Origin of the sequence: Grimontia marina, assembly GCF_900060185.1 — a bacterium.
GTDB classification, from domain to species: domain Bacteria; phylum Pseudomonadota; class Gammaproteobacteria; order Enterobacterales; family Vibrionaceae; genus Enterovibrio; species Enterovibrio marinus.
Window position 1 is genome coordinate 1 of the sequence record NZ_FIZY01000008.1, and the last position, 26041, is coordinate 26041.

The following is a 26041-nucleotide window of genomic DNA, read 5'->3' on the forward strand; positions in this document are numbered from 1 at the left end:
AAAGAAAGACTCAGACCTATTCATTGCCATGCTGGAGAAGCTAAAGTGGCACTACCGCCGAGCCAAAAGTGTCACCTTGATACTGGATAACTACATCATCCACAAAAGTAAAAAAACGAAGGCTTGGCTCAAGAAGAACCCAAAGTTCAGGCTGCTGTTCCAGCCCGTTTATTGCCCTTGGGTCAACGTCATAGAACGATTGTGGAATGCTCTCCATGAGACAATTACTCGGAATCACAGGTGTAAACATATGTGGCAATTGCTCAGGAAGGTGAAGCACTTTATGGATAACGTATCGCCGTACCCGGGAGGTTGCCACGGCACGGCGAAAATGTAGCACTATTCGGATCAGTTATTTAGTATTAGCACCTATTAACTTAAAAACTTTGCGCGAAAAATGTTGCATGTTTTTGCCCGCTATATGGCCTGCAACTCCTATAATGCCAAAAACCCCACTTAGTAATGTAACCACAAACGAGTACATTGCAAAACCACCAATTAAGCCCAGATTGAGTGTGTACTTAGGCAGTGTTACACCTATACCGTAAGATGCTGGAGAGGTAAATTCCATCAACCCGAGGTCTCTTAGAGATTCAAAGCTGGCCATTGATAAATAAGTAATGAATGCGCTTAAGAAACAAATACCAAATGCCTGGAAGTCATTTTCATCCTTAAAAACCAAAGATATTGAGATACCGAAGAAAAGCCCCAATCCAGCGTATCCAATCAAATACATCCCTTTTACTTCTGTATGCGAGATATAGGCTAAAATAATTAATACAAATGGAACCATAAACAAAAAGGATCGAATGAACTCTTGTTTTGATGAAAATATGGAAACAGCAACACCTGCCCAAGCCCTAATTGCCAGCCCTCCAAGAAAAACCAAAATGGCTCCTGCAACAAAAAGAACAATTAGCAATATAAAGATGGTTCCCATTTTCTCTCCATATCAATTGTGTCTGAGCTTTGAAAGCTAACAGTGTATTGGACACTAAAGTGGTGTATTTACCCCCTTCCAAAAAAAAGGTGTACCTCGGTATTATGGTCAACACCATTCAACACTGTGTGCGAAAGCAGTGTCAATGTTGATAATTGCCCGCTTATTACCCATTCAGCATAGTGAAAACGATTCGTTTCCAGTCATAGAAAACCTAATCCGCAAACTTCGGCTTGATGCTTTCATCAATCACCATGCGCTTTCGGTCTGCTTCAACCGTTTTCATCGGCTCTACCTGCTGCATGGTCGCGAGACAGCGTTCGGTGAGTTCGATATAGCCATCCGTGCCTAGACTCTTCCAGGTCACTTCTTCCTCTCGAAGTTCACGAATGACTTTGGCTGGGCTGCCAAGGGCGAGCATTTTTGAGGGAATTTTCTGTTGAGAGGCAACAAGGGAGTGAGCGGCGACGATGCTATGGGCACCAACCACCGCACCATCCATCACCACGGTATTCATGCCAATTAGTGCGCCTTCTTCGATAATACAGCCGTGTAATATGGCGCTGTGTCCGATATGTCCGCGTTCATGAACTACGACATCGATACCAGGGAAGGCGTGAATCACACAGTTATCCTGCACATTGGCATTGGTTTTGATGTGTATCCTGCCAAAATCGCCCCGCAAGCTGGCAAAAGGCGCAATATAACTGCCCCGCTCTACAATAACATCACCGATTAAAACCGCTTCTGGGTGAACATATGCACCCTCTTCAACCACAGGCGAAATACCGTCCAATGCATAACAGGGCATGACTACTCCTTAGTCTGTTTAGTGTCAGTTCAGTGTGATGCCTCCGAAGCGTTCACAGAACTGTTTATCTGCTTTTGGAAGAGGCCCATCCGCCGCGCGGGCAACAGCATCAACGTGTTGCTCGGCCGGATACGCCACCAGATTGTAGATATTGTGTGTCAATGTCCGTGCCGCTTTACCTGGCCAGTTTCCCGGCAATAACTCTTCGGGTAATGGCGGGTATTTCAACAGTGCACGACGATAGATATGGATCAGCAGTATGCGCACCTGAAAAGCTTGTGCAGGCTCCAGTTGCTCACCGTTTTCCAGCAACGACAGAACTGGCCTGAACTGGCTTAGTAGGGTATGAAACCTGCCTTCCACTTCTTCCAGTTGCCACAGCTTTGCCACCAGCGATTTCAAGTTGGCTTCGTTACCTTCCGAAAGGTCACAAGAGGAGGCTTCGAACACCAGCGCTTTATCGTTCAGCTCATGTTTGCTCAACAGCTGCCGTGTCGCATCTTTGTCTGCGCGAGGATACAACATAACGGAGGTCGAAAGAATCGCGTAACCTGCCGACTCCAGTTGCTTTCTTGCCTCCATCAACTCACTGCCACTGAGTGAGGGCAAGGCGATCATCTGCCACTGGCGGTTCCACTCAGCATCATGTGCGCTGTATATCCGCTCTTCCGCTGCGGTGAATCGGTCCATCGCTTCTTCCGTGACGTGATAGAAACTGTATCGACCACTGCGTTCAGCCGTCAGCCAGCCATCTTTGACCAAACGAAACACCGAAGTTCTGACAAACCGGTCAGAGACATTGAACACACTTAACAGCTCAATCAGGCTGGAAAGACTGATTGAGCCACCACGACGGGCAAGGATGTCACCAAAGACCGTCATGATGAGCGAGGTGCCGCTGACCGAGTCAGCGGCGAGAATGTCAGAAAGCAGCTTCCCTAATTTTTGGTTCATACGTTGTTATCCATAAACATAGCGCTTTGTTATTTTGTACCTTAACGGCAATTGTCTTCATGTTACACAATCACAACAAAACAGCAAAAATATGAATCTGTTAATTAGGGTCTGTCGCGTTCTTGCATCGATTCTCTGTTACCGCTTCTATCGCTTATCGATCACTCGCTTGGCTTTACCTTCTGAACGCGGCAACACGCCGGCTGGCACGACTTCCACTTTGGATGAAATGCCAATAAAGGTTTTCACTTTGCCTGCCAGCTCATTCGCCAAACCATTTAGCTGAGAACCATGAACTTCAGGTTGCTGTTCCACCCTTATTGTCACGCAGTCCATATTGCCCTGCTTAAACAGCTCAATCAGGTAATGGGGCGCCAGGCCACGGGTATTACAAATTTGTTCTTCTATCTGGGTGGGGAAAACATTCACACCTCTAATAATCAGCATGTCGTCGCTGCGACCGGTGATTTTCCCCATTCGGCGCATGGTGCGCGATGTGCCGGGCAGAAGGCGGGTCAAATCACGGGTACGGTAGCGGATAATTGGCATCGCTTCTTTGGTGAGACTGGTAAAGACCAACTCCCCTTCCTCGCCATCTGGCAATACTTCCCCCGTTAGTGGGTCGATAATTTCCGGATAGAAATGGTCTTCCCAAATGGTTGGGCCATCTTTGGATTCCACGCATTCCTGAGCGACACCTGGGCCAATCACTTCAGATAAACCATAAATGTCTACCGCATCCATCGACAAGCGACGTTGCATCTCTTCGCGCATGGCTTCTGTCCAGGGCTCTGCACCAAAAATACCTACCCGCAGGGCAAGTTTTTCTGGGTCCATACCCTGCCTCGCCATTTCATCGGCGATGTTAAGCATGTACGAAGGCGTCACCATAATGATGTCTGGGTCAAAATCCCGAATCAGCTGAACTTGCTTCTGGGTTTGGCCGCCACTCATTGGAATCACAGTACAACCTAACCTTTCCGCGCCATAGTGGGCACCTAGACCACCCGTAAAAAGTCCATAGCCGTATGAAATATGCACTTTGTCTTTAGGTCTGCCACCCGCTGCGTATATAGAACGGGCTACCACGTCCGCCCACATATTTACGTCGTTTTGTGTGTATCCCACCACCGTCGGTTTGCCCGTCGTACCACTCGAAGCGTGAACGCGAACCACCTGCTCCATTGGCGTACAGAACATGCCGAATGGGTAGTTATCGCGAAGGTCAGCTTTTGTGGTCATAGGAAACTTACTGAGGTCAGACAGTGTTTTCAAATCGTCTGGATGGACACCATGGGCCTTGAATTTCTCGCGATAAACCGGCGAGTTTTCATAGACGTGATTCAACGTGTTTTTAAGACGTGATAGCTGAAGTCCGCGTAACTCATCAATGCTGGCATTTTCAATCGCGTGCATCCCTACCTTACTGCTCATCTTGCTCTCTCCTTTCAAGGCTTTACTTCCAGCTCCATCGCTTTTCAAGGTTCGCCTCTTAAAGCGTAGTCGCCAATTCGATTATTTATTCATGTTACACATAATTGATCATTTACATTTATTGTGTATCATAAAATTTAACCATTCATAAACATTTTTATTAAACCTCGACAACAATTGACCGCTTTCGCAGGGATTGATTTGGGTCGAACGCGAATGCGACCACGTAGAAGGACACGTGACATGAAGGCAAAAAGTTTTGTTTACGGCGCATGGCATGAAGGAGCTGCAGAAGGGGTTTCTGTTGCCAATGCCATCACGGGAGAACCGATTTGTTCTGTCAGCTCTGACGGCATTGATTTTGCGAAAGTAGTGCGATTTGGCCGTGAAGTAGGTGGCCCTGCGCTGCGCGCAATGACCATTCATGAACGCGCAGAAATGCTAAAGGCTTTGGGTTTGAAGCTACTGGATAACAAGAAGCGCTTTTACGATATCTCTCAATGGACGGGGGCGACCAAAGCGGATAGCTGGGTTGATATTGAAGGTGGTCTTGGCACCATGCTGAGCTACTCAAGTATTGCCCGCCGTGAACTGGGCAATGAGCCTTTCATCGTTGAGGACAAAGCCCAACCACTTTCTGCAGATGGTTCCTTTGTTGGCCGGCACATTCTCACGCCAAAGCCCGGCGTTTCAGTTCACATCAATGCCTTTAACTTCCCTTGCTGGGGCATGCTGGAAAAAATTGCTCCTAGCTTGATCGCAGGCGTGCCCGTGATTGTTAAACCCGCCACACAATCGGCTTACCTGACGCAAGCGATGGTCGAGGATATGGTCGAAAGCGGTCTCCTTCCTGACGGCTCTCTCCAGCTTATTTGCGGAAGCGTGGGCGATCTGTTGGATCAATTGGGCGAACAGGACAGCGTCACTTTTACTGGCTCGGCATCAACTGGTCAAAAACTCAAAGTACATCCCAACATCGTTGCCCATAGCATTCCATTCAACATGGAAGCAGACTCGCTGAACTGCAGCATTCTTGGTGAAACGGTGAGTGAAGACGATCCAGAGTTCGATCTTTTCATCAAAGAAGTCGCAAGGGAAATGACGGTCAAGGCGGGCCAGAAATGTACGGCCATCCGTCGCGCACTGGTGCCACGCACCAAAGTCAACGCAGTGAGTGAAGCGCTTAAAGCGCGCCTTGCCCGCGTGTCGATGGGCGACCCTTCTATTGAAGGCGTCAAAATGGGTCCTCTGATTGGTAAAGGCCAGCGGGATGATGTGGCGACTCAGGTCAGCAAGCTTTGCGAGCAAAGCGATGTGCTGTTGGGCGGGAACGACGCGGCAATGGAACTTGTCGGTGACCATTGTTCTCACGACGCTTTTTATCCGCCGACCGTGCTGCTCTCCAAAGCACCAACCGAAGAGGGCTCTGTACACAGCGTTGAAGCGTTTGGTCCGGTTTGTACGCTATTGCCTTATGACAACGTCTCCCAAGCAGTTGCCATTGCTTCACTGGGTAAAGGCAGTCTGGTGGGTTCAGTGGTTACCAACGATGCATCAGAAGCATCAGAGCTTGTGCTGAAAGCAGCCGCCTACCATGGCCGTATGCTGATCCTGAACCGTGACAATGCCAAATCCTCAACCGGACATGGTTCGCCGCTCGCGCCGCTTGTTCATGGTGGCCCCGGACGCGCCGGTGGCGGTGAAGAGTTGGGTGGCGTCCGTGCCATCAAACACTATATGCAGCGCACCGCGTTGCAGGGTTCACCCACCATGCTGACCGCAATTACCCGCGAGTACACCGCAGGCGCTGAGAAAACCCAAACGCCGGTACACCCTTTCCGTAAGTACTTTGATGAACTGCAAATTGGTGAAAGTCTGACCACGCACAGACGCACGGTCACTGAAGCTGACATCGTGAATTTTGGCTGTCTCTCGGGCGATCATTTCTATGCCCACTTCGATGAGATTGCCGCGAAAGATTCACTGTTTGGTCAGCGCGTGGCTCACGGTTACTTCGTGCTTTCAGCAGCCGCAGGCTTGTTTGTCCACCCCGCGCCAGGTCCGGTACTTGCCAACTACGGCCTAGAGAATCTGCGCTTTATTGCTCCGGTCGCGATTGGCGACACCATTCAGGCGGACATTACCGTGAAGCAGAAGATCAAGAAAAACCGCCGCCCGGATGAGGAACGCGCAACGGGTGTGGTGGTGTGGGACGTATTGGTACGCAACCAGAATGACGAGACCGTCGCGGTGTACGACATCATGACTCTGGTCGAGCGTCAGGAGGGTTAAATATGAAGAAGCCAATAAACTTCATCACCATACTTTTCACCGTCCACAATGGTGTCGCGACCTTGGTGCTGAACCGACCGGACTCGCTCAATAGCTTCAATGCGCAAATGCATGAAGAAGTAAAAGCCGCCATCCGAGAAGTGCGTGAAAACAGTGAGATCCGCTGTTTGCTCATTACGGGTAATGGTCGGGGCTTTTGTGCCGGACAAGATCTGAATGATCGCGCCGTGAATGACGCTAGCGCCCGCGTTGATTTGGGCGAATCTGTCGAGCGCAATTACAACCCATTGATTCGCGCCATCAGCACGCTCAATGTTCCCGTAATCTGCGCCGTTAACGGCGTAGCCGCTGGCGCTGGTGCCAATATCGCCATGGCTTGTGACATTGTCTTTGCTGCCCGCTCTGCAAGCTTTATTCAGTCTTTCGCCAAAATCGGACTGATCCCGGATTCCGGCGGCACCTGGAACCTTACCCGCGCACTTGGCTTGCCCAGAGCAAAAGCCTTGGCGTTGCTGGGTGAAAAGCTTCCGGCAGAGCAAGCCGAGGCTTGGGGAATGATTTGGCGCTGTGTTGACGATGAAGCCTTGATGGAAGAAGCCAATGCGGTAGCAGAAAAACTCGCCAGCCAGCCGACCCTTGCTCTCGCCAATATCAAACGTCTGTTGAATGCATCGTTTGCCAACACGCTCGACCACCAGCTTGAGCTGGAAAAAGAGACCATGCGTAACCTTGGCTATTCAAAGGATTACGCCGAAGGCGTGGCTTCATTTCTTGAAAAGCGTGCACCGCAGTTTAAGGGGGAATGAGCATGGATGCGGACCAAATAGCGCAAGCCTGCGCGCAGCAAATGTTCAGTCATGACAGTGTATCCCGCACCATGGGCATGGAAATCGTGCACATGGCCTGTCGGCAGAGTGAAGTCACCATGCGCGTCACCCAAGAGATGTTGAACGGTCACCAAACCTGTCATGGCGGCCAGATTTTTAGCTTGGCGGATTCAGCATTTGCTTTTGCCTGCAATTCAGAAAACGAATCTGCCGTGGCCTCTGCCTGCTCTATCGATTTTCTACGCCCCGCCAAAGAAAACGATGTGCTGACTGCAAGGGCGCATGTCATGCATCAAGGCAGAAGAGCTGGCATCTACATCGTCAATATTACTAACCAGAACCAGGAGCTTGTCGCCATTTTCAAGGGCAACTCAGCACGCCTGAACCAAGCCGTACTCCCACCAGATCAAAGGAGTGATTCATGAAGCATGCTTATATCTGCGATGGCATTCGCACCGCATTTGGCCGCTACGGCGGCACACTCTCCGCAGTGAGAGCCGATGACCTGGGCGCAGTACCTATTCGCGCTCTGATGGAGCGTAACCCGCAAATTGATTGGTCCCAGATCGAAGAAGTCTTCTATGGCTGTGCCAATCAGGCCGGTGAAGATAACCGCAATGTGGGCCGCATGAGTGCCCTTCTGGCAGGCATGCCAGATTCTGTCCCCGCCACCACCATCAACCGCCTTTGCGGTTCAGGTATGGACGCCGTCGGCACAGCAGCCCGCGCCATTGACTGTGGAGAGATTGAACTGGCGATTGCCGGCGGCGTGGAATCCATGTCCCGCGCTCCCTTTGTGATGGGCAAAGCGCAGACCGCTTTTTCCCGTCAGGCGGAAATCTTCGATACCACCATTGGCTGGCGTTTTATCAACGACAAAATGAAGAAGCAATACGGCGTCGATTCTATGCCTGAAACAGCAGAAAACGTCGCGGAAGATTTTAAGGTTAACCGCCAAGATCAAGATGCCTTTGCCCTTCGAAGCCAACAACGTGCCGCCAAAGCACAGGAAACGGGTGTATTCGACGCTGAAATCACACCCGTGATGATCCCACGCCGTAAGCAAGAACCGCTTTGTTTCGAGAAAGACGAACACCTTCGCGCTACCACTGCTGAAGCACTGGCGGGATTGCCCACGCCTTTTCGTGAATTTGGCAGCGTCACCGCTGGCAACGCATCAGGTGTGAACGATGGTGCGGTAGCCCTGCTGCTCGCATCAGAAAGTGCCATTGAGAAACATGGTCTCAAACCCCGAGCCCGCATTCTTGCTATGGCAACCGCTGGCGTACCACCTCGCATCATGGGTTTTGGCCCCTCTCCAGCAGCCAAGAAAGTGCTGAAACTGGCGGGTCTGACCCTCGATGATATCGACACCATCGAGCTCAACGAGGCGTTTGCCGCACAGGCGTTAGCGGTAACCCGCGACCTTGGCCTGCCGGATGATTCACAGAAAGTGAACCCCAATGGCGGTGCTATCGCGTTGGGTCATCCTTTGGGTGCCAGTGGTGCACGACTTGTGCTTACCGCCCTAAACCAACTTGAACGCACGCAAGGCAGATATGCCCTTTGCACCATGTGTATTGGTGTCGGTCAGGGCATCGCCCTCGTGATTGAACGTGTTTGACTTTCTGCACCTGAAAACGGAGCAATGACAATGAAAAAACTAAGACAGGAAGCCCAGGAAAAAGCACTGATGGAAGCCTTTCAGCAGAAGATTGATCGTGAAGAAAAGATCGAACCAAAGGATTGGATGCCGGAGGCCTATCGCCAGAACCTGATCCGCCAGATCTCGCAACATGCGCATTCTGAAGTGATTGGTGAGCAACCGGAAGGTAACTGGATCACCCGCGCGCCGTCGCTGCGTCGCAAAGCCGTGCTGCTCGCCAAGGTACAGGATGAAGCGGGCCATGGCTTGTATCTCTACAGCTCTGCCGAAACGCTCGGAATCAGCCGCGCAGAAATGATCGAAGCACTACAAACCGGAAAAGCGAAATACGCCTCTATCTTCAATTATCCCACCCAGACCTGGGGCGATATCGGGGCGATTGGCTGGCTGGTTGATGGCGCGGCTATCTGTAATCAGGTTTCCTTACAGCGCACCTCATACGGCCCTTACTCACGCGCCATGATCCGCATCTGTAAGGAAGAAAGTTTCCACCAGCGTCAGGGCTATCAAATCATGCTGGCACTCGCCAATGGAAGCGAAGAGCAGCGCCAGATGGCACAAGATTCACTCAATCGATTTTACTGGCCATCACTGATGATGTTCGGCCCGCATGATGCAGAGTCTGCGCACTCAGCACGTTCAATGCAATGGAAAATAAAACGCGAAACCAATGACAGTCTTCGTCAGAAGTTCATTGACCAGACCGTGCAGCAAATTGAGTTTCTTGGGTTGGAACACCCAGACAAAGCCATTAAATGGAACGAAGAACGCGGCCATTACGACAGCGGCGAAATCGATTGGGAAGAATTCTACAACGTGATTAATGGCAACGGACACTGTAATCGCCAGCGTATTCAGCACCATGTGAACGCTCACGAAGAAGGCGCCTGGGTGCGTGACGCGCAGAATGCGCATGCGGAGAAAGTCAAACAACGTCAACAACATGCTGTGGCTTAAGGAGAAGCGCTATGACTCTGGTAAATCTCGAACTGTTTGAAGTCTTTGTTCGCGGTAAGCGCGGCCTTGACCATAAGCACGTTGGTAGTCTTCACGCGGAAGATGCCGCCCACGCTCTGCAATATGCACGAGACTGTTACACGCGCCGAAGTGAAGGTGTGAGCATATGGGTGGTTCGCTCGGCCGATATTTCTGCTTCACAGGAAGATGATAACGAAGCTTTCTTCGACCCGTCAGACGACAAACCTTACCGCCATGCCACCTATTACCCACTTCCGAAAGAAGTCGGCAACATGTAAGGAGGCATGAAAATGGAACAACAACAAGATTTGCTCCGCTACGTGTTGAGCCTTGGCGATGACGCATTAACGCTCGGACACCGTTTGTCCGAGTGGGCGAGCAATGGGCCTTTTCTGGAAGAAGACATTGCACTGGGTAATGTTGCGCTCGACTACATTGGCCGTGCCCGCATGTTTTATGGCTATGCCTCAGAACTGACCAACGGTGAGAAAAGCGAAGATGATTTTGCCTTTCTTCGCGGAGAGCGTGATTACATCAATCACCTCATCAATGAGCTTCCCCGCGGGGATTTTGCGTTCACCATGGCAAGGCAACTTATCGTCGACATCTACAGCCAACTGTTTATGACCCAGTTGCTGGAATCGAACGATCCTGTGTTATCAGCCATTGCCCATAAGTCGATTAAAGAAACCCGTTACCACCTGATGCGCAGCAAAGATTGGGTCATCAAACTCGGGGACGGCACTGAAGAAAGCCACCAGCGCATGCAGACCGCCTTCAACGATTTGTGGGGTTATATCCCAGAGATATTTGAGCCGGATGACACAGAACAGCGATTGGTTGCCGCCGGCATAGCCGTGGATACTTCTGCTCTTAAAGCCAGTTTTGACGCCCAGTTAAGCCGCGTTTTGGAAGAAGCCACGCTTGAGGTTCCAGCTGATGAATGGGCAGTGCGTGGAGGCCGAAAAGGCTATCACACGGAACATCTCGGTCATTTGTTAGGCGTGATGCAAAGCGTACACCGCGCTTATCCCGGTTGTGAGTGGTGAGGTATGGAAACCATCCCAGTAACACCACATGCCCGGTTTGAGCGGGTGAAGATGCGGGCAGAGTCTACGCTGCCAGACGTTTGGCAGTTGCTGGACGAAATTGCTGACCCTGAGATCCCGGTGCTTTCTATTTGGGATATCGGGATCCTACGTAATGTCAGCGAACAGGACGGTAAGCTCCTTGTCACCATCACCCCCACGTATTCCGGCTGTCCGGCGGTGGAGACGATCAAGGAAGATATCCTGACTCTCCTGTCTGAAGCCGGTTATGGCAGCGTTGAAGTCAAAACCGTGCTTTTCCCTCCTTGGTCAACCGACGACATGTCCGAGTCTGGCCAACGAAAGCTGAGGGAATACGGTATTGCGCCGCCCTCAGATTCACCTGATAACTGCCTTCGACTGACGCCCGAGCAAGGAGTGCGCTGCCCTCACTGCGGTTCATCAAACACAACAAGGATCAGCGAGTTCGGCTCAACAGCCTGTAAAGCGCTATTCCGTTGCGAAAGCTGTCATGAGCCTTTCGATTTCTTTAAATGCTTGTAGTAAAGGGAATTGACCATGAGCGAAACCAATTTCTATTCATTAAAAATAAAACATACCCAGCCCCAGACTGACTCTGCTTTGTGCGTCACTTTCGATATTCCTGACACGCTGACTGAGACATTCCGCTTTGTTCAAGGGCAGTTTCTCACATTGCGCGCCAACATAGATGGGGAAGAAGTACGACGTGCTTACTCGATTTGTTCCGGCGCCGATGAAGGCCTGTTACAAGTCGCGATCAAACGCGTGGATGGCGGTAAGTTTTCCAACTTCGCCAATGACACGTTTGAGGCAGGTCTTACGGTTGATGTCATGCCGCCACAAGGCAGCTTCTATACAGAGCTGAATGCATCTAACCAGCATCATTACATGTGCATCGCCGTCGGAAGCGGGATCACGCCGATTTTGTCGATCATCAAAACCGTACTTTCTCAGGAGCCCAATAGCCGTATCACATTGATTTACGGCAATCGTCAGAGCAACACCATGATGTTCGCTGACACCCTGGGTTATCTGAAAAACCGCTACATGACCCGATTCAGTTGGATAAACATCATGAGCCAGGAAGATCAGGGCTCAGACCTGTTATCCGGCCACATTGACGTGAAGAAAGGTGCCGCACTGCAAAAACATCGCTTGATTGATATCAACAGCACCGACCATGCCTTTATCTGTGGCCCTGAATCCATGATGGCGGAAGTCTCCAGAGGGTTCCGTATTGAGGGGCTTTCTGATGATCAAATTCACTATGAGCTTTTCTCTTCATCGTCTGAAGATGCGCAAGTAGCGCTGGAAAAAGCCAAACAGCGTGTCGCCAACTATGGCGAAGAAAAGATGAGCAAAGTGACCGTCACCGCTGATGGGCGCTCTATCACCTTCAAGCTGGCGACTGTGGGTGAAAACATTCTCGATGCAGGCATCGAGAATGGCATGTCACTCCCCTATTCATGCAAAGGCGGTGTCTGCTCCACCTGCAAAGCCAAGCTGGTTAAAGGAGAAGTCGAGATGGATATCAGCCACGGGCTTGAACAACACGAAATCGATGCGGGCTACATCCTGACCTGTCAGGCGCACCCTCTTACTGATGATGTGACCGTTGACTTCGATCAGCGATGATTTCGACCAAGGATAGGAAAAATTATGCTTCTTTCTGACACCGTGAGTCTTCTCATTGAGGATGGGGTTGGGGTAATCCGGGTAAACAACCCACCGGTCAATGCCCTCTCCCATTCAGTACGGTCTGGCATTTTGGCCGGACTGGAACAGGCAAATGCCAATCCAGATATTTCCGCTATTGTGATTGGCTGTGACGGCAACACCTTTATTGCCGGCGCTGATATCAAAGAGTTCGGCCAAATGCCCAAAACACCTCACCTTCCTGATGTGTTGCAGGCGATTCGAAACAGTGTGAAACCCGTGACGGCTGCACTTCATGGCACCGTGCTTGGCGGCGGTTTCGAATTGGCGCTGTCCTGCCACTACCGGGTTGCCATGATAGGCACAAAGGTTGGCTTGCCCGAAGTGAACCTCGGTCTGATACCGGGTGCCAGCGGCACTCAGCTTTTACCCCGTTATGTAGGTGTGGAGAAGGCCCTTTCCATGATCACATCCGGTAAAATGGTATCGACAGATTCCCTAACGGGTCTTATCGATATGAAGGTTGATGACGGCAGTTTAGGACAAGCATCTTCACCGCTACCCGAGCACGCCTCTCTGGTTAACCAAGCATCGATTCTTTTCTCCCAAAGCACAGCTAACGATGTCTTTGTTGCTCCGGACAAGCGGGATATTCCGGATTCTTTCGAAGAGAATATCTTCGAAAGCTGGCGTAAAAAGCTCGCAAAAAAGGCCAAAGGTCAGCTCGCTCCTCAAAGAGCCATTGATGCCATTGAAGCCGCGACTAAGCTCCCCTTTGACGAAGCCTTGGCCCTGGAAAGAACCCTGTTTCTGGCCTGCCGGGATTCCGAACAATCCAGTGCCATGCGCTATGCCTTTTTTGCTGAAAAACAGGCAGCTTCCGGCTATGCCAAATCGACGTCTGACGACGATATTCAATCGGTCGCCGTCATTGGTGCAGGCACAATGGGCGCCGGTATTGCCATCGCTTTTGCAAATAGTGGTTACAGCGTCACTTTAGTGGAAACCAATGAAGATCTGTGCGTCTTGGGTTTAGAGCGAATTCGTCACCAATATCAGAAAATGTATGATCAAGGCCGGGTATCAGAAGCGCAAAAAGAACATGCCCTCTCGCTGATTTCTGGCACCAGTGATTATGGCAACCTTGCCAATATTGATTTGGTTGTCGAAGCAGCATTTGAAAAAATGTCGGTGAAGAAGATCATTTTCTCTTCTTTAGATGCAGTCTGTAAGCCGTCGACCATCTTCGCGACCAATACCTCTTATCTGGACATTGACGAGATAGCCACCTCTACCACCCGCCCCGAGCAAGTCATCGGCATGCACTTTTTCAGCCCCGCTAACGTGATGAAACTGGTTGAGGTGGTCAAAACCCGTTCGACATCCGAACAAGCTGTCAGTGCAGTCATGAAGACCGCTAAGCGACTGGGCAAAGTACCGGTTTGTGTTGGGGTAGGCTTTGGATTTGTTGGCAACCGGATGTATGCCGCTTACGGCCGGGAAGCCAATATGCTATTGCTGGAAGGTGCAAGCCCGGAACAAATAGATTCGGCGATGGAATCCTGGGGCATGGCGATGGGACCGTTGGCAGTGAACGATATGTCCGGTATCGATATCGCCTACAAAGCGCGCCGCGAGTACCCTCCGATTTACGATGATCCCGCCTACTTTCTCGCAGCCGACACCATGGTTGAACATGGACGACTCGGCCGAAAAACGGGTGTGGGCTTTTACCGTTATGAAAATGGTAAGAAAACCAATGACCCAACGACAATGGCACTGATTGCTATTGAAGCAGAACGTTTAGGCATTGAAGCCAGAAGAATCAGTGATGAGGAAATTCAGAACAGACTGGTGCTTGCATTGGTCAACGAAGGAGCAAATTTACTAGAAAAAGGAATTGCCAGAAACAGTGAAGATATAGATACCATTTGGTTAAATGGCTACGGATTCCCCCGTTTTCGAGGTGGTCCAATGTATTACGCCAAAGCAGCAGGAATAAGTAACACGATTGAAAGTATCAATTATCTTTACCGTGAAACAAATAAAGCATGGTGGCAACCTTCTGAGAAATTAGAAACTATTTAAATTCATCTTACGCACTAGCAACTCCATTTTTCCCGCATTAATTTGCGGGCTTTTTTATGCCTAAAAAAAGACCTTAACTAACGTTAAGGCCAAATACTAGGCGTGTACTAAATGGTAAGTACCAATTGCTAGGGATTAATCAGTAGAGCTTTCCTATATTTTTAAATGGAAGACTTAGAAATAAGCAACTGCATTGAGCAGTGCGATAAATTGATCGTCTGATGTACCACCAGCAAACAGCCCCGCACCATTGCCTTTATAGGTGTCATAGCGAAGTTCAGGACGGATCTTGAAGTGTTGATTCACACTCCAGTCGAGGTTAGTAGTAAGGGAGTAAACATCACCACCTGTTGCCCCTACTGAACTCCACAGCACATTCGCTGCATTCTCATCATCAAACCATTCGGCACGGGCTGCGAAGAAGAGGTTATCGTCCAGTTTATATCTCGCGCCCAGATTCAACCCCATCCAGTCACTGTCTTTAGTGATAAATACAGGTGCCGCTGCTACATCGCCACCTTCCTGAAAGCCATAAACAAACTCTGCGGCCAACTGCAGGTCTGGATTGACAGTTTGGATCAGCGTGGTAGATGAGTGAAAACGGTCGAGCTTCTCATCGGTAGAGCTAACAGCAATGTAGGGTGAACCGCCTTTGGCAGCACCAAATGCATCGCCTTCGCCATCACCGTAGATAAACTCGAAATCTAACCAGGTTGCTAAATCCGGGCTACGCCAGCGCGCTGCACCGATAAAGGTTGGACGCTTTTCATCCCAGTTATTCCAGCCCGCCACCAGACCGGCATCAAAGCTCAAAAGCCCAAAGTCTTCATCCGTCGGTACTTTGATGCTGGCAAGCGCACCAACGTGTTTTGAAGGGCCATGTTGCGTGGCGTAAGTGTGCGTGACAAACCAGTTAGGCGGCGTAAAAGGAGCACCGACTTCATTGCCGATGAAAGTGAAGAAGCTACCTACCATCAATGTCATACCATCTAATACTGGCAGGTACGCATCAATGTAAAACTGGGGTATGGCGAGTTTGTTGTCGTCATCGTCATCAAAGGTGTAGTCGTCAATGCCTGCAGTACGGAAAAACTGAATATCCTGGCCGTACATAGCTGTCACGTTGAAATCAATACGCGCTTCACCAACCGGACCTGGGAATGGTCCTACCCGACTCAAGACGTTCTGAGCCGGTGCAAAAGCACCAGTCGGCAAACAACCCATGCCCTTACACAACATTAAGCCGATTTGGTTTAGGCCTACGCCGTCTTTCTGGTTCAAAAAGGCACCGTTGCTGATATTGCCATCGCCAATCGTGTCTGAAGCATGAAGTGCCGTCGCTTCTGCCCAGCCCGCGACAGTGATTTCATATTCATCTAGCGCGTTGTTTGTCGCTGCACGAAACAGCGAGCCGCCAGCAGGTTCAGCATTCGCTAACCCCACTGTAGGTACCATTAATGCCAAAGAGACTGAAAGTCCCAATATATTCCTTGTTAATCTCATACTGCTTTCCTTTGATGGTTTAATTATCACATCTAGCGGTGATAACTTTCCTTGATTTTTAAATTCATTTATTAGCCAACTAAAAGAACAAATAGACGAAACCAGTCCCCGTAAAAACGGAGATTCATGGGATTTTTTGTTATTTAAATAGAGTGGACACTGGAGCCTAGTTGGACAATCCTCAAAATTAAGGAGAATTGTCCAACTTATACATCTATGACAATTTAACGCCTGCTAATAAACCCGTTCCTTCAGTACAATTAATATATTCCCCATACTGAGAGCCAGCTGGTAATACAGATACTTCGTGCCATAGTTGTAGCTGAAGGTCAGGTCCATACTTGGGGGCAATTTCAAGGAAAGTATTAAATATCGCCACATGAGTAGGATGGCTTTCAGACCATGCCTCTAAGTCTGACATCGTGCGGAAGAAGGCAAGGCCAAACGTGCACTCCTGCTTGCCTTTAAAGGGCAAAAACTGCGTCATATAACGGCAGCTATAACAATTGACCTCATCACCTTCATCACGCAGGAAATTCATGCCCGCTTTAAGCACTGGTTCAATTTGATTTAGGTACTCTTCCCTTTGGGTTCCTGTAGTGTGACTCCAATCCTGACCAGATCGGATAATGCAAAGGTTCTCATGTGCACGAACCACAACACGATTTCCCTGTTGCTCAATCACTTCCAAAGTCTGATGCGCTTCAAAAGGGTTTTCAGCCGAGAGCGGAATACGATCCCGCATCCCTCCCCAATAGCCATGACGTTGAATAGGGCCTTCGATGTCCTTGCGTATCTGACTAAAGCCATGATTGTGTACCGGGCCAGAGAACAGGGTCTCAAGACGTTCAAAAGGTACATTGAACACCTCCCTGAAAATCCCAAACCCCCACTTGTCATCCGAATATAACTCCCAGAATAAGGTAACAACATCGCTGTGCAGCCAATCTGCGCAGGCTTGCGCATCCATCCAATAGATAATCGCAATGGTTTGGCTGAGCCCATCTTTGTCTTCGCAGGTTGCAAAATCGCAAACATCCGCGTTTTTAGCGAGGCCATTCAGTGCACCAACAAACTCGCTGATGTAAGCATCAGATTTGTGCTGACACCCTATTATGCACATGCTGACGTCTTGTTGGTTTTCGGCAAATACCGAACTCCATGCTGGTACGGGTGGCTCCCAATCCGGTGGCATCTTCAGAGGCAGTTTTCTGTTGGTTGTATTATTCGCCATGGTGAGTACTCCTTGTGCTTATGGCTTCAAATTGGTGACATCGGTTTTCTAGGCCTTACCAAGGTTTAAGTCGGTGCAACAATGAAGAACGTTCACTCACAACTTCAACCGCTTCCTCCTGCCCCGTTGTTGCCAGCTCTGACATTGCCGTTTTTGACGCATTAAGGTCTGTTACTTCTACAACTGCACGTCGTTTTTCACGATCTATCAGTAAACGTGTAGCATCTTTCTTCGCATAGTGGCCCGCAGGGTCAGCGACAGCTTTGGCATAAGGGATCATGCTGAGGTCAATATCTGCAATCACTAAGCCCTCTTCCGTCTCTCCAATTTCAGAACCAATAGACTGCCCATCCGGCGCGTAGATTTTGGTGTAACCACCCCCGATCTGGCACATAGCCTCTTTTTCGGGATCACCCTGACAAAGCATTTCCTGCTGCGCTTTGCTCACCGTGGCACATGGCGCAATAACGTAACAGCCACCTTCCACGGCATATATCATGCTGGCTGCGTTGTTCACTACGTCGCCAAGGGCATAGGCCATTCCACGATAGAGGGAAAAATTCGGCCATGCCGCGCAATGGATCTGTTCATTCTGAGCGTACATCGCATACTTAGAGAGTGGCTGAAGATGCTCCCAACAGGAAAGCTGTCCAATGCGGCCAATTGACGTTTCCTTTACTGCCAGGTCACTGCCATCACCTTCACCAAACACTGTGCGTTCTACATGGGTAGGTTTGAGTTTTCTTCTACGGCTGATAATTTCGCCATCTTCGCCATAGTGCCACTGCGAGATATACAGGCTGCCGCCGTCACGCTCACTCACACCGATCGAAACCTGAATATTGTTTCGACGAGCCGCTTCAGCAATGGCTTTGTCTTCCTCACTGCCCACTTCAATGCTGCTGTCAAAATAGCGCCCTACAAATTGCATCTGCCATGCAACTGGGCCTAACCAGATATGATTGGGATAACCTGGAAGCCAGGTTTCCGGGAAGACCACCAACTTGCACCCTTTGGAAGCGGCTTCATCGATATACGCTTCGGCTCGCTGTATCCCTTCTGCGAGATTTAAAAAAGATGGTGCTGCCTGTACCGCAGCCACTTTAAATACTTCCGACATCGCGCGTTCTCCTTCTTCGCGTGTAGTAATGTGGTTTTAGCCACCCACTCATAAGTGATGTCTGGCAAATGATGAAAACCAGAGCCTTACGGCGGGCTTCTAAAACACTAAGAGGCGAACGGGAGGATTGCTTGCGTAAGAAGGCGGCCTTAGTTGTCGTAAAAGGCAGCGGCCAAACCGACTCACATTTGAGACAGTGTCAATTTTGCATTTGGTGTTACAACATAAAGGTAGGGTTTAAAAGAGAGCACACGGATGAGTAGTACCGTCAAAAGGTTTACCTATGACACAAGCCATTGCCAACCTAGCGAAAAGTTCGCTTTTTGGCGGGAGTCGGTGTGCGATGCTTATGTCAACTTAGGGTGTGAAGCTCTCTCTCGAAAAGACTTTAAAGGAAGAATTGAACTCTCCAAACATGGCGTTATTGACCTTTCCTTTGTGTCTGGGTCGAAACACAAGGTCATCAGGCGTGCGGAAGACATTGGGCGCACATCAGAAGCCGAATTCCTGTTAAGTATTCAACTTAATAACCGTTCTGTTATCGAACAATGTGGCCGTGCGGCTCCACTATCCCGCTACGATTTTACTCTGTATAGCAGTACAGAAACTTACTCCATTGACCTCGAAGAAGACTTCAAACAGTTAGTCATCAAGTTTCCAAAGAAGGCGCTATTAAGCCGGCTCCCTGACGCCAATATGCTCACGGCAATTCCCGTCAACGGGACATCTCAACTAGGCAGTTTAGTGGCGACGACGGCGTTAAATATTTCTTCGCTTATCGACAGCCAAACCACGGACTGTAAACTCCTGTTGCAAGAGACATTGATAGATTTGATTGCCACGTCATTAGCACCACTCCGAGGCTCTCGTCTCGAGTTGTCTCAGCCAGAGCAGCAACTGCTGATTCGCGCCAAGTCTTTTATTCTCGCAAATCTGCAAGATGCCAGCCTTAACCGTGAAGACATTGCGAAAAGCCTTGGGTTGTCAGTACGTCGCCTTAGCGAAGTGTTTACGAAAAATGGAGAAACGGTATGTGGCTTTATCCGAGAGAGCAGAATGCAGAAAATCGCCAGTGATCTAGTGGATGAGCGCTTTCAAAAAACGGGGATCAGTGAAATCGCATTCAAGTGGGGGCAGAACAACCTTCAACATTTCTCTCGCACCTTCCGAGACCAATTCGGTTGTTCACCCAGAGATTACAGACAAAGCAAATTATAACTAGGCGCAACAGCATTCGTGCCTCATTCCCACTTAAAAAATGTATGCCGCACCCGCGTTACTTGCTCCCTCATCAGGTGTGCTTCCAACGCCAGTGGTACTTGAATCCTCAAGAAATGCGCCCACTGCAAGCATGCCTCCGTCTTTTCCAAGACTCACCGACACGCCAAAATTATCTCCAGCCCCAGTATTAGGTGATTTTAAATACGCGTGATGGGCCCAAATAGCGTTCTCGTAACGGTATATGTAGGCTGCACCGGAATCTACAGCCCCATCATCAGGCGTGCTGTTAATACTCAAGGTACCAGAGTCTTCTTCCCGAGCTCCTACTGCAAGTGTGTTACCGCTAGAAGATAAATCAACAGACCAACCGAAATAGTCACCTGCACCGGTATTCGATGCTTTAATGTAGGCATCTTGACCCCAGTTTCCGCCCGAATAGCGGAAGATATAGACCGCGCCTGCGTCTGTCGCACCTTCGTCGGGTACGCTGTCAACACCGATTGTACTCGAGTCTTCATATCTTGAGGACACTGCCATTACATTGCCATCGCCTGACAAGGAGACCGACCAACCGAATCGATCACCAATCCCTGTGTTGGATGCTTTCACATAGGCTTGCTGCGACCAGACACCGCCAGAGTAGCGAAAAACATAGGCAGCCCCAGCGGCACTCAGCAAATCGTTGGGGGTACTGTTAATCCCTGTTGTATCTGAATCCTCCCAAGTAGCCCCCACTGCAAGGGTGTTGCCATCCCCTGACAAAGATACCGAATAGCCAAAATAGTCAGACGCGTCAGGGTTTGAGGCTTTGATGTAAGCTTCCTGCGCCCAGCTGCCTCCGGTAAAACGATAGACATACGTAGCCCCTGAATTATATAACGAATTGTTTTCTGCGTTGTTAACGCCAGTGGCTGACGAGTCTTCCGCATATGCCCCCACCGCAAGGGTGTTGCCATCAGATGAAAGGGTCACAAACCAGCCGAAGTAGTCGCTAGCACCCGGGTTAGAAGCCTTTATGTATGCCTCTTCACTCCAGCTCCCCCCAGCATTACGGAAAATGTAAGCAGCGCCCGATAATGTTGCTGCCTCATTCGGAATACTGTTAACACCACTGGAGGAAGAGTCCTCTGCGTAGGCGCCAACTGCAATTGTATTACCATCTGCTGACAATGCGAGAGCCCAACCAAATCTGTCCCCCTCCTGACTGTTTGACGCTTTCAAATAGGCTTGCTCTGCCCAGTGCCCATCCAAATATCGGAAAACATATACCGCTCCTGCTATTGCTGCCAGATTGTCAGGTGGGCTGTTTATGCCTGACGAGCTAGAGGCTTCTGAATACGCACCCACTGCCAGTGTCGACCCATCAGATGATAGGGACACAGGCCTACCAAAACTGTCGTCAATATCCGTATTAGATGCTTTGATGTAAGTGATTAACGCGGTAATGTCTGAAGGTGACAAAGATAACTCGTTAGACAGTGTACTCCCAACTTCATTACTGGCTTTTACGAAAAATTCAGAGAGGTGATCTTTGAGAGCGCCAGTGACATTGATAGTTGCCGTTGTTCCGGATACAACCCCCATCGATTCGCAGTTATCAGGTTGCGTTTCGTCTTTTCGACAAACCGTATATCTCGAAGCACCTTCAGCAGCATCCCAAGAGAAAGTAATCGGGCAAGAACCTCCCCCCGAGGAAACAGAAGCAGACAATGACTGAAGGTTAAATGCTGATGGCGGTGACATTGTCGGCGACGTTATCGACTCCGAAGCTCCACTTCCTGAATCAAATACATAGTCTATATTGCACCCGTTCAGAAAGACTAATGTACTCCACAGAAAAATACCTTTTAAATACTTCATCTCCGCCTCCAAACTTACTACCCATACAAGTATTCAGAGGAACCAATAATCAATGCAAATAAAACCATACAAGAAAAAAGAATACTCATACAACAAATAATTAACTGACAGAAAAATATCCAACACCTTTATACTAGACTAAATAAAATTAATTTTTTCATTGAAATAAAATAAATAAATAGTTATGACTAATATTCTCTACAAAAAATGAAAAACAGATTCAAAACAAAAAAATGAAGAACGAAGTACCATTTACAGAAAAAACATAACAAATAAAATAAAAATAACAACTTAGATAAAACGATAGATAAAAGACTATTCGTACTTAATCTCACATTGATATTACGGAACGAAAGACTGTATAAAATAAAGACAAATTAAAATGATCAGTGAAAAGGTAAGAACGACGGATGGGTATACTTAGGCGACCTAAGGATACGCGAATTCAGAGGTCATCAATGCGTTCAATTCGAGGCAAATTTCACGAGGAAAAGTCGTTCTATTTCCGTGGGATTTAACGATTAAGTGGGCGCATTGAAGGCCTACCTTCGGGCGAGTTGACTGACGCCGTGCTCTTTGTTGTTCCTTTTTGATGGAAATGACTACATCTGCAAAGGAACGCCGCAATCACAACGCCAGTCAACCTTGCGATTCCTTCACCCCAAAGTTGTTTGGGTATATACACAAATAGCAGGCTCAGGAAACGCCACCAACACGGTTAGAACGGCTTAATGTATGCAACTCACTTGAGTCCTCTGAAGATTTTGCGAGTGGCTCCATTTTTACCTGAACATTGTGTGTCTTAATTCCAGCTGCTTGGAAACGTATAGCAATCCCCGTGCGAATATCACTGGCAAGGTTCCAAGCCCTTGTCGCGGAATTTGTCCAACCTGCAACCCAACATTGGTAGGCATCTTTATCAAGGTTCATCACCCAAAAATCTGGCGGGTCTTCAGAGATAAAATGCTTGCTGCTCTGAACGGACTCAATGGCCATTTGCCGCACAAGCTCTAAATCATTTTCGTAAGAAGTGTAAAACTCCACATGCACCCAGATGTAAGTGTCGTTATAGGTGAGACTCTCCAGCTCCAAAGACAGCATTTTGCTGCTCGGAATAATTAGTCGCTTCCAGTTCCAGAGCTTAATAATCGTGTGGTTAAGGCTAATGTCTTCCACCGTTCCATATTGATCTTCAATCACGACCGTATCTCCGACACGGATCGCTTTGGAAAGCGAAAGTACGACGCCCGCGATGATATTTTCAATCACAGGTTTTGCGGCAAAGCCCAGAACGGTGGTAGAAACAGCAACCATAAGCGAAACCATTGCTGCTGGCATCGAATTCAGAAATGGCAGCGATAATGCGAGACCTAACACGATAAAGATGAAGAAAAAGGTGATCTTGCGGATAATTGAAAAACGGTTTTCGATTTTTTCAACTGCCGCATCAATCTCCCCAATCTGACCTTCTGCTTTGGGTAAAGATGTCTGAACACTGTTAAAGTTCTTCAGGCGTCTTAGTCGTTTTTCTCTGTTAGACTTTGACTTCAATAAGGCCGATGTCGCCCACCAGACAACAGCAACCCCTACCACACCGACTGTGCCGAGGTAGATATAAAGATTATCTAACACCATGTCACTCCAATCCCTTTTTACCGTTAATTTAAACTAGCCGCATGTATTGCTTCGCTGTCTATCTAATACTGCCAACCCTGTTTTTGAAAAAGCACATCCCATCTACCATTGCTATCATTTTCGCAGCTTTCTTCCGTATCAAAATGTACGTGCTTGCCAATATCTTTCAGCTTGATATCGATGGAAGCCAGCACATCTTTGATGAGACGGCGAATGTGTTCCTGGTTGGCTTGGGCCAAGCTAGATTGAGTGTCAAAAATACATACAATAGAAAGCGAACTCGGGAATCGATCATAGTTAACAAAATGGGTCAGCCACTCGAATCCTTGATGTTCCGATTGGGCAATATCACAGACTTGTGTTAGCGCATGTCTAAGCGAATCATCTATTTTTTTGTCCGTCTTTCTCACTTTCCTCACCTTTCAAATCTTGAACTGCACTTGTTGATTTACTGCATGTTAGGCGTGAAGAAAGGCTAACACCAGTGCAGTGTCGGACTGCACTAGTTAGATATCGATATCGCGACATTTTATATACCCAAACAACCTGAAGATGCAGGAAGCAGCGAGATTGACTAGCGTTGTGATCGCAGCGTTTTTTTGTAGGTGTAGCCATCTCCATCAATAAGGAACAACAATGAGCACTGCGTCAGCCAACTCATCCGAAGGGAGGGCCTCAATGCGCCCGCTTCTTGGTTAAATCATGGGTAAATAGAACCACTATTCCACGTGAAATTTGCCTCGAATTGAAATACATTGATGATCTCTGAATACAAGCTTTTTCAGGTTGTTTGGATATAAAGATGGCTGCCTCTAGCCCTGGACTGTCATCAGCGACTAGAGGGTTATTCTGAGGAGAGAAAACGAGACTGAAGTCTTTCAGTCGAAATCAAAATCAGACACGTACTTTTTCTTAAATTGCTGCAAATTCTCAGCTGCCTCGCCCTGCATCTCAGCGCCAGCGAAACGGTTATCCATAGGCATCCAACCGTATGGGTTGTTGTCGTACATTAAGTTCACATGGCGACACAGACCGAACAGGTTGTTGTATATAGAGTGTTCATTGACCCCAAACTCATTAAGCTCTTGAATAATTTTAACTTTGAGATCTGGCATGATCGGAAGCTCAGTCAACGCAGCATGCATTCCTTCTTCCTCCTCCAACGCCGTGAATTGAGGACGGCCCTGAATAAGGGTGGAAGCATGCACAGTTAGCCGTTTGTTTTTGTCTGCGGCTTTTCCGTAAACAGGCATGATGTGTGTTTGTGTAATCGCAAAGGGATCATCGTCCATACCCAGTTGTGGAATACTCTCCGTGTTCAGTACATAAACAAGAGGCTGAGATCCTGAACTATGACAGGCGTACCATAGCGCCTCGTAAGGATTAATCGTCCAGTCCAACAAACGGGTTTCCAAGCCTGCGTTGTGCGCTTTCATCAGTAAGTGGCATATCGAAGGGTTATCAACATCGATATAGTCCCGGCCGTACTCCGCGATATGCGCGAGCATCTTGGCTTCCGTTTCTGAGGCTTTGGTATGACCGCGAGCCACTTGGGGAAGCAATTTACAGCGGATATTTGGCTGACCTCGAAACAGCATGGTTTTGTTAGTTTCGGTGATATTTTCAACCGCTGCCGTAAAGGCAGACAGTGAGTCTATATAGTTAATATGATTCATAATTCCCTCGCATTGGAGTAGCCAACTGAGCTGTTTATCTCTTTTTGCACGACCGTCACCGCGATAACGTTAACAATGTCATCCACGCTGCAACCCCTCGATAAGTCATTCGCTGGTTTTGCTAAGCCTTGCAACAAAGGACCAATCGCAACCGCTCCTCCAACACGCTCTGCCAGCTTGTAGCAAATGTTGCCCGCCTCCAGGTTAGGGAAAATAAGGACATTCGATTTCCCTTTTACGTTGGAATTAGGCAGTTTCTTCTTCGCGATATCCGCGACAATCGCCGCATCCAATTGGATATCTTCATCGATAGCAATGTCCGGCAACTGCTGCTTTACCCGTTGAGATGCCCTGACGACCTTGCTAACCGATTCGTGCTGTGCACTGCCGCTGGTTGAAAAAGACAACATCGCGACTTTCGGTTCTTCCATGAGTAAGGTTTCTGCATTCTTCGCTGCTGCAATAGCAATGCTCGCCAGCTCTTCGTCGGAGGGATCAATCACCAGCCCACAGTCTGAAAAAATCAGCCCTCCTTTGAGGGTGTGGAAGGGCTGGCACAGCATCATCAGAAAGAAGCTGGACACAATCGTGCTGGTGCCATCCAATCCAATGATTTGTATTGCGCTGCGAACGACATCTTTCGTCGTGTGCACTGCCCCAGCGACTGAGCCGTCAGCGAGTCCCTTGGCCACCATAAGGTTGGCAAAATTGAGTGGTTTCAGCGTTTCCTGTAACGCTTGCTGTGGCGTCACGCCTTTCTTTGCACGAAGAGTAAGATACAGCTCAGACAAAGAGGCGGTAAGCGGACTGGAATGGGGGTCAATGACCTCAAAGTCATCAATTTGAACATTGGCCTCTCCAGCGGCTAACTGCAGTTTCTCTCTCTCACCAACCAAAACAACCTTTGCAATTCCACTTTGTTGAGCCTTAGCAGCGGCGATGAGAATCCGTTTGTCATCGCCTTCACAAAGCACAATTTTTGAATCCAACTTCTTCGCTTTCTCAATAATGTTGTTTAACGCCTTCATCGCTTACTGCTCTCTTAACGTCAATTTTCAAACCCCAATATCCTCATG

24 protein-coding genes are annotated in these 26041 nt (G+C 48.8%); 12 read left to right on the top strand and 12 right to left on the bottom strand.

From position 1 onward, the window contains the following. Nucleotides 1-337, top strand: a 337-nt coding sequence (locus tag GMA8713_RS05890) for an IS630 family transposase (RefSeq protein WP_157515497.1), incomplete at its 5' end; no start/stop codon positions are given. A 15-nt stretch (nucleotides 338-352) separates the two neighbouring features. Here GMA8713_RS05890 and GMA8713_RS05895 read toward each other — a convergent pair. The 4 genes from GMA8713_RS05895 to paaK all read right to left on the bottom strand — a co-directional run bounded on the left by GMA8713_RS05895 (nucleotide 353) and on the right by paaK (nucleotide 4139). Further along, nucleotides 353-940, bottom strand: coding sequence for a hypothetical protein (locus GMA8713_RS05895; RefSeq protein ID WP_062706779.1), 588 nt, complete (start codon nucleotides 938-940; stop codon nucleotides 353-355). A gap of 214 nt (nucleotides 941-1154) precedes the next feature. Further along, complete coding sequence (locus tag GMA8713_RS05900; RefSeq protein WP_062706781.1) at nucleotides 1155-1751, bottom strand: phenylacetic acid degradation protein PaaY; 597 nt, start codon at nucleotides 1749-1751, stop codon at nucleotides 1155-1157. 24 nt (nucleotides 1752-1775) lie between these two features. Further along, nucleotides 1776-2705 carry a phenylacetic acid degradation operon negative regulatory protein PaaX gene (gene paaX / locus GMA8713_RS05905; RefSeq protein ID WP_062706783.1) on the bottom strand — a complete coding sequence of 310 codons (930 nt, stop codon included), beginning with the start codon at nucleotides 2703-2705 and terminating at the stop codon, nucleotides 1776-1778. A gap of 147 nt (nucleotides 2706-2852) precedes the next feature. Continuing rightward, complete coding sequence (paaK, locus tag GMA8713_RS05910) at nucleotides 2853-4139, bottom strand: phenylacetate--CoA ligase PaaK (protein ID WP_062706784.1); 1287 nt, start codon at nucleotides 4137-4139, stop codon at nucleotides 2853-2855. A 243-nt stretch (nucleotides 4140-4382) separates the two neighbouring features. On the opposite strand from paaK, the gene paaZ reads away from it, so the two are divergent. The 10 genes from paaZ to GMA8713_RS05960 are packed head-to-tail and all read left to right on the top strand — an operon-like array spanning nucleotide 4383 to nucleotide 14716. After that, entirely contained in the window at nucleotides 4383-6431 is a 2049-nt protein-coding gene (gene paaZ, locus GMA8713_RS05915; RefSeq protein WP_062706786.1) for a phenylacetic acid degradation bifunctional protein PaaZ, read from the top strand. Between the two features lie 2 nt (nucleotides 6432-6433). Further along, nucleotides 6434-7237: a 2-(1,2-epoxy-1,2-dihydrophenyl)acetyl-CoA isomerase PaaG gene (paaG, locus tag GMA8713_RS05920; RefSeq protein WP_082111349.1), complete on the top strand. Its 804-nt coding sequence runs from the start codon at nucleotides 6434-6436 to the stop codon at nucleotides 7235-7237. Nucleotides 7238-7239: 2 nt separating this feature from the next. Next, the gene (paaI, locus tag GMA8713_RS05925) at nucleotides 7240-7683 is read left to right on the top strand and encodes a hydroxyphenylacetyl-CoA thioesterase PaaI (protein ID WP_062706788.1); all 444 of its coding nucleotides are present in this window, start codon (nucleotides 7240-7242) and stop codon (nucleotides 7681-7683) included. Further along, nucleotides 7680-8882 (top strand): 3-oxoadipyl-CoA thiolase, encoded by a 1203-nt coding sequence (pcaF, locus tag GMA8713_RS05930; RefSeq protein ID WP_062706790.1) that lies wholly within the window; start codon nucleotides 7680-7682, stop codon nucleotides 8880-8882. The genes paaI and pcaF overlap by 4 nt, the downstream gene beginning before the upstream one ends. A gap of 30 nt (nucleotides 8883-8912) precedes the next feature. Continuing rightward, nucleotides 8913-9881, top strand: a complete 969-nt coding sequence (gene paaA / locus GMA8713_RS05935) for a 1,2-phenylacetyl-CoA epoxidase subunit PaaA (protein WP_062706792.1) — start codon at nucleotides 8913-8915, stop codon at nucleotides 9879-9881. A gap of 11 nt (nucleotides 9882-9892) precedes the next feature. Then, complete coding sequence (gene paaB, locus GMA8713_RS05940; RefSeq protein ID WP_062706794.1) at nucleotides 9893-10180, top strand: 1,2-phenylacetyl-CoA epoxidase subunit PaaB; 288 nt, start codon at nucleotides 9893-9895, stop codon at nucleotides 10178-10180. A gap of 12 nt (nucleotides 10181-10192) precedes the next feature. Then, a complete protein-coding gene (gene paaC / locus GMA8713_RS05945) occupies nucleotides 10193-10951 on the top strand; it encodes a 1,2-phenylacetyl-CoA epoxidase subunit PaaC (protein WP_157515506.1) in 759 nt (252 codons plus the stop codon). 3 nt (nucleotides 10952-10954) lie between these two features. Further along, on the top strand, nucleotides 10955-11494 hold the full coding sequence (gene paaD, locus GMA8713_RS05950) for a 1,2-phenylacetyl-CoA epoxidase subunit PaaD (protein ID WP_062706799.1): 540 nt from the start codon (nucleotides 10955-10957) through the stop codon (nucleotides 11492-11494). A gap of 15 nt (nucleotides 11495-11509) precedes the next feature. Then, nucleotides 11510-12607: a 1,2-phenylacetyl-CoA epoxidase subunit PaaE gene (gene paaE / locus GMA8713_RS05955; RefSeq protein WP_062706800.1), complete on the top strand. Its 1098-nt coding sequence runs from the start codon at nucleotides 11510-11512 to the stop codon at nucleotides 12605-12607. A 24-nt stretch (nucleotides 12608-12631) separates the two neighbouring features. Beyond that, nucleotides 12632-14716 (top strand): 3-hydroxyacyl-CoA dehydrogenase NAD-binding domain-containing protein, encoded by a 2085-nt coding sequence (locus GMA8713_RS05960; RefSeq protein ID WP_062706802.1) that lies wholly within the window; start codon nucleotides 12632-12634, stop codon nucleotides 14714-14716. A gap of 174 nt (nucleotides 14717-14890) precedes the next feature. Here GMA8713_RS05960 and GMA8713_RS05965 read toward each other — a convergent pair whose 3' ends face one another. The 3 genes from GMA8713_RS05965 to GMA8713_RS05975 form a co-directional block, all read right to left on the bottom strand. Next, nucleotides 14891-16219: an outer membrane beta-barrel protein gene (locus tag GMA8713_RS05965; RefSeq protein WP_232314373.1), complete on the bottom strand. Its 1329-nt coding sequence runs from the start codon at nucleotides 16217-16219 to the stop codon at nucleotides 14891-14893. A gap of 214 nt (nucleotides 16220-16433) precedes the next feature. Beyond that, nucleotides 16434-17453 (bottom strand): phenylacetaldoxime dehydratase family protein, encoded by a 1020-nt coding sequence (locus GMA8713_RS05970; RefSeq protein ID WP_002538717.1) that lies wholly within the window; start codon nucleotides 17451-17453, stop codon nucleotides 16434-16436. A 55-nt stretch (nucleotides 17454-17508) separates the two neighbouring features. Continuing rightward, entirely contained in the window at nucleotides 17509-18573 is a 1065-nt protein-coding gene (locus GMA8713_RS05975; protein WP_062706807.1) for a carbon-nitrogen hydrolase family protein, read from the bottom strand. Nucleotides 18574-18828: 255 nt separating this feature from the next. Here GMA8713_RS05975 and GMA8713_RS05980 point away from each other — a divergent pair, with 255 nt between their 5' ends. Next, nucleotides 18829-19791, top strand: coding sequence for an AraC-like ligand-binding domain-containing protein (locus tag GMA8713_RS05980; protein WP_062706809.1), 963 nt, complete (start codon nucleotides 18829-18831; stop codon nucleotides 19789-19791). 33 nt (nucleotides 19792-19824) lie between these two features. Here GMA8713_RS05980 and GMA8713_RS05985 read toward each other — a convergent pair whose 3' ends face one another. The 5 genes from GMA8713_RS05985 to pta all read right to left on the bottom strand — a co-directional run bounded on the left by GMA8713_RS05985 (nucleotide 19825) and on the right by pta (nucleotide 25993). After that, nucleotides 19825-21654 carry an FG-GAP repeat protein gene (locus GMA8713_RS05985; RefSeq protein WP_084387662.1) on the bottom strand — a complete coding sequence of 610 codons (1830 nt, stop codon included), beginning with the start codon at nucleotides 21652-21654 and terminating at the stop codon, nucleotides 19825-19827. Nucleotides 21655-22350: 696 nt separating this feature from the next. Then, nucleotides 22351-23289: a mechanosensitive ion channel family protein gene (locus GMA8713_RS05990; RefSeq protein WP_062706814.1), complete on the bottom strand. Its 939-nt coding sequence runs from the start codon at nucleotides 23287-23289 to the stop codon at nucleotides 22351-22353. A gap of 62 nt (nucleotides 23290-23351) precedes the next feature. Next, nucleotides 23352-23699: a hypothetical protein gene (locus GMA8713_RS05995; protein WP_062706816.1), complete on the bottom strand. Its 348-nt coding sequence runs from the start codon at nucleotides 23697-23699 to the stop codon at nucleotides 23352-23354. Between the two features lie 468 nt (nucleotides 23700-24167). Beyond that, entirely contained in the window at nucleotides 24168-24965 is a 798-nt protein-coding gene (locus tag GMA8713_RS06000; protein WP_062706818.1) for an FRG domain-containing protein, read from the bottom strand. Next, complete coding sequence (gene pta, locus GMA8713_RS06005) at nucleotides 24962-25993, bottom strand: phosphate acetyltransferase (RefSeq protein ID WP_062706827.1); 1032 nt, start codon at nucleotides 25991-25993, stop codon at nucleotides 24962-24964. Before pta ends, GMA8713_RS06000 begins: the two co-directional genes overlap by 4 nt. Nucleotides 25994-26041: the final 48 nt, after the last annotated feature.